The organism is Streptococcus sp. HMSC070B10, assembly GCF_001808665.1.
Taxonomy (GTDB): Bacteria; Bacillota; Bacilli; order Lactobacillales; family Streptococcaceae; genus Streptococcus.
The window spans coordinates 1-3,230 of the sequence record NZ_KV794130.1; the positions used below are offsets into that span (position 1 = coordinate 1).

The following is a 3,230-nucleotide window of genomic DNA, read 5'->3' on the forward strand; positions in this document are numbered from 1 at the left end:
CAGCTATCCATAGCAACTCCAAAGCTGTGAAGTATCAAAATTCTCTCGCAAAACAGCTTGCCGAATCTAAGTATAGTGGGACGGTAGCTTCGAACTATCAAAATTATTCTGATGTAATTTCAAATGATTTAAAAAATAATTTCGCCAATGAGTCAATCATGAATAGTATTGATGTGTTTGGAGATAAGGGCTGGGTTAAATTATTGGAAAAGACCCCTACTGTTGTGGGAGGGGTGATTAATGGTTTATATAAATTAAGCGATTCACTTGGAAGTTTTATTAACCTCGGAACTAATGGTATAGTTCCTCCTAATATATTTGATAATGTAAGTAATGTCGCGTCAGGATCTTTTATAAGCATGGGTAAAGGCATTGAAACTTTTGCCAAGTCTGGTCCTGAAATAGGTAGGGCGATGTCATTTATCGGTCCTGCAATTGATTTCACTACACAAGTTTCAGCTGGTGAGAATGTTCCGAATGCTGTTATTAAGAGTGGGGCTCATGCAGCAATATCGACTGGAGCTATGACCATTGGTATGAATACAGGAGCAGCAATTGGAGCTACTATTGGTAGTGTTATACCTATTGCAGGAACTGCTGTAGGTGGTATTGTTGGAGCTGCTACAGGGTTTATAGTAGGAGTGGGTTTATCAATTGCAGGCAATGCTGTATTTGATATGATTTATGATAATACTGTTGGAAAGGAAGTCACAAAAATAACAAATAATGTAGTAAAAACAGGTAAGGAAATCATAGATGGTGTTGGTAATGCAGTATCTGACTTTTTCAGTGGTATTGGAACTGTATTTCAGTGATAGGAGATTCTCGTGGACAAAAATCAAATTATAAAGTTAAAGGACGTTGAATTTGTAGGAATTGGTAATTTTGAAGGGGAAACAGTTTTTTTTGATAAGAAAACAGACAAGATGTTCTTAGGTCATTCTAAAACAAAGTTTAAAGCGTCTCCTGTCGCTTTTTCGACAGGAGCAGCACTTATTCTTTATGTTCTTGTAAGAGAAGTAACAAAGGCTCAGGTATTCAGTGGTTTTTGGCCCTTGATTTTTGGTTTTTTTCTAATGATCATTGTCTCAAAACTCCTCTACAGACCAGCTTTGAATGAAGAATTAATTATTAGTCCTTTTGTGCTTTCAAACGTTGATATGATAACTTTTCTTAAAAATGAGAAGAAAAATATAGTTAAGAGCCATCTAATTATATTATTGGCATTTCTTCCTCCAGTGCTTTTTTCTATAGTTTATTTATTGACTTCTAATTTTTTGTTTTTGTTTTTAGCCATTTTATTTTTTATATTCCCCCTATTGTTATTAAACACGAAACCAATACAGAGATTTAAAGTGGTTCATATGTTGTACAAAAAATATTGCTATTATGATAATTAGACATGAAAAGATATTTAAAAAATATGGTTCCTATAGGAACAATTGATAAAAATCCAGTTTATTTTGATAAAAAAGATTCTAGTTTATATATAGTAAGAAAAAAGACTTCTTTTTTAGAAACTGCTGGCAGTAGCATGGTCATGATTATTTATGTCATAATTGGAAAAGTTAATTCCAAATACTATTTAACCATTCTGGGAAGATATCAATTTTTAATGATAGGCATCCTGATTTCCTTTATAATAGCCTTTGTTGTTTGTTATGTTACGTACCATCGTGAGAGGAAAGTTGAAAAACTTCAATTAGAGGAAAAAGCAATGAGAGACTTCGTGTTAAGAGAGCGAAAGAATGTCTTTTTTACCTATTTATCTCTTATCATATTACCACTAATTATAATATTCTTTGCATACCTCTTTATCACATATGGCAATATTTCATGGGGAGTTGTTTCAGTTTTATTTATGACTATATATTTTATGTTCTTTTATAATAAAGTATTCCAAAGAGGAAAAATCATAAATGGACTGTATAAAACTTATAATTTAGAAAGGAAATTTTGAAAAGTAAAACTAAGAGTTTCATTGTCCTAGGTATATATCAGGGAAAATCTGTCTACTATAGCAATGAAAATCATCAACTGTTATATTCAATAAAGGATAAAATCAATGGAGCAACTGCTATTACTGGTTACAGTTCAATTGCTCTTGTTTTATATATTGTTTTAAGAAGTATAAGTAAAAATGGGGAAGTACCAACAGATTTTCGGTTGCTGTCTTTGGTCCTTGCTTATATTATCATTAGTATTGGTAGTAGCTTATTACTTTATTATGTTTTAAATCGTGTCATTGAGTTAGAAGAATTTCAAATTGATTTAAGAAACTATCAAAACTTTTTAAAGCAAGAAAAAAGGAATGTTTTAATATTATATATAACGATGCTCTGTTTTTTGATTATAGGAATAGTGACTGCTGCAATTTTTATAAGTTCGGGTAATTATATTAGTCTTGTATTAACTTTATCATCATATTTTATCGTATACACTATTTTAAATACCAAATTGATTAAACGCAGCATGATATTGAGACAGTTATACAAAGAATTAAGTAATAAGGAGAGTTAATAATGAATGATAAAATATTGCCAATCGGAAGTGTGATTCAACTTCATAACGGAGAAGTGAAGTTAATGATTTTATCTCGTTTTCCACTCTATAATAATCAAGGGACAATTGGTTATTTCGATTATTCGGCATGTTTATATCCAAATGGAAATACGGATAATCAATGTTATTTTTTTAACAAAGAAGATATAAGTAAAGTTTGGTTTGAGGGGTATATTGATGACCAAGAAAAAAGCGCTCAACAGCTTTTTGAGAAGGAACAAAAAAATATTAAATACCCTCACTTAAAGTTAAATAACATATAGAAAAAGTAGATTTAGAGATAGGAACAAGGAGTACAAGCGAACAGATGGACTTTTTTGTAGTCATTTCAGGTCGTCGAGTTGATTTGGCAAACGGACATTACGTGGATTATGTTGGTCATGGCTATCCGTTTGGGCTACGATTTGACATCTCTCCTTTGCTTATAAGTAATCTTTTTATTAAAAGAGTTGTATCAGAAGGATATTCGGATACCGTGGATGAACACTACTGCCAAGAAGCTCTGCGTAAGGAATACCTAAATGCAGGTATGGTATCCAGTGTTTATGTTAAGGAGGAAGTGAATGAAGATTGATGTATCGGAAGTTCTGTTACAAAAAGAGTTGTTGAGTATCTCTGTTGAGAGTATTAAATCACAGCTATCTGTTTCGAGAAGTCGTCTATCAGAG

At 31.9% G+C, this 3,230-nt stretch carries 5 protein-coding genes and 1 pseudogene; all 6 read left to right on the forward strand.

Features of this window, described 5'->3' with window-relative positions:
* Positions 1-815, forward strand: a pseudogene (locus tag HMPREF2613_RS00120) (hypothetical protein); the annotation flags it as partial.
* A gap of 12 nt (positions 816-827) precedes the next feature.
* Positions 828-1,400 carry a hypothetical protein gene (locus HMPREF2613_RS00125; protein ID WP_070478083.1) on the forward strand — a complete coding sequence of 191 codons (573 nt, stop codon included), beginning with the start codon at positions 828-830 and terminating at the stop codon, positions 1,398-1,400.
* A gap of 2 nt (positions 1,401-1,402) precedes the next feature.
* Positions 1,403-1,960 (forward strand): hypothetical protein, encoded by a 558-nt coding sequence (locus HMPREF2613_RS00130; protein WP_142358445.1) that lies wholly within the window; start codon positions 1,403-1,405, stop codon positions 1,958-1,960.
* Positions 1,957-2,520, forward strand: a complete 564-nt coding sequence (locus tag HMPREF2613_RS00135; protein WP_070478086.1) for a hypothetical protein — start codon at positions 1,957-1,959, stop codon at positions 2,518-2,520. The genes HMPREF2613_RS00130 and HMPREF2613_RS00135 overlap by 4 nt, the downstream gene beginning before the upstream one ends.
* Before the next feature lie 2 nt (positions 2,521-2,522).
* The gene (locus tag HMPREF2613_RS00140; RefSeq protein WP_070478089.1) at positions 2,523-2,825 is read left to right on the forward strand and encodes a DUF4176 domain-containing protein; all 303 of its coding nucleotides are present in this window, start codon (positions 2,523-2,525) and stop codon (positions 2,823-2,825) included.
* Between the two features lie 44 nt (positions 2,826-2,869).
* Positions 2,870-3,136, forward strand: coding sequence for a DUF4176 domain-containing protein (locus HMPREF2613_RS00145; RefSeq protein ID WP_225306607.1), 267 nt, complete (start codon positions 2,870-2,872; stop codon positions 3,134-3,136).
* The last annotated feature ends 94 nt before the right edge of the window (positions 3,137-3,230 follow it).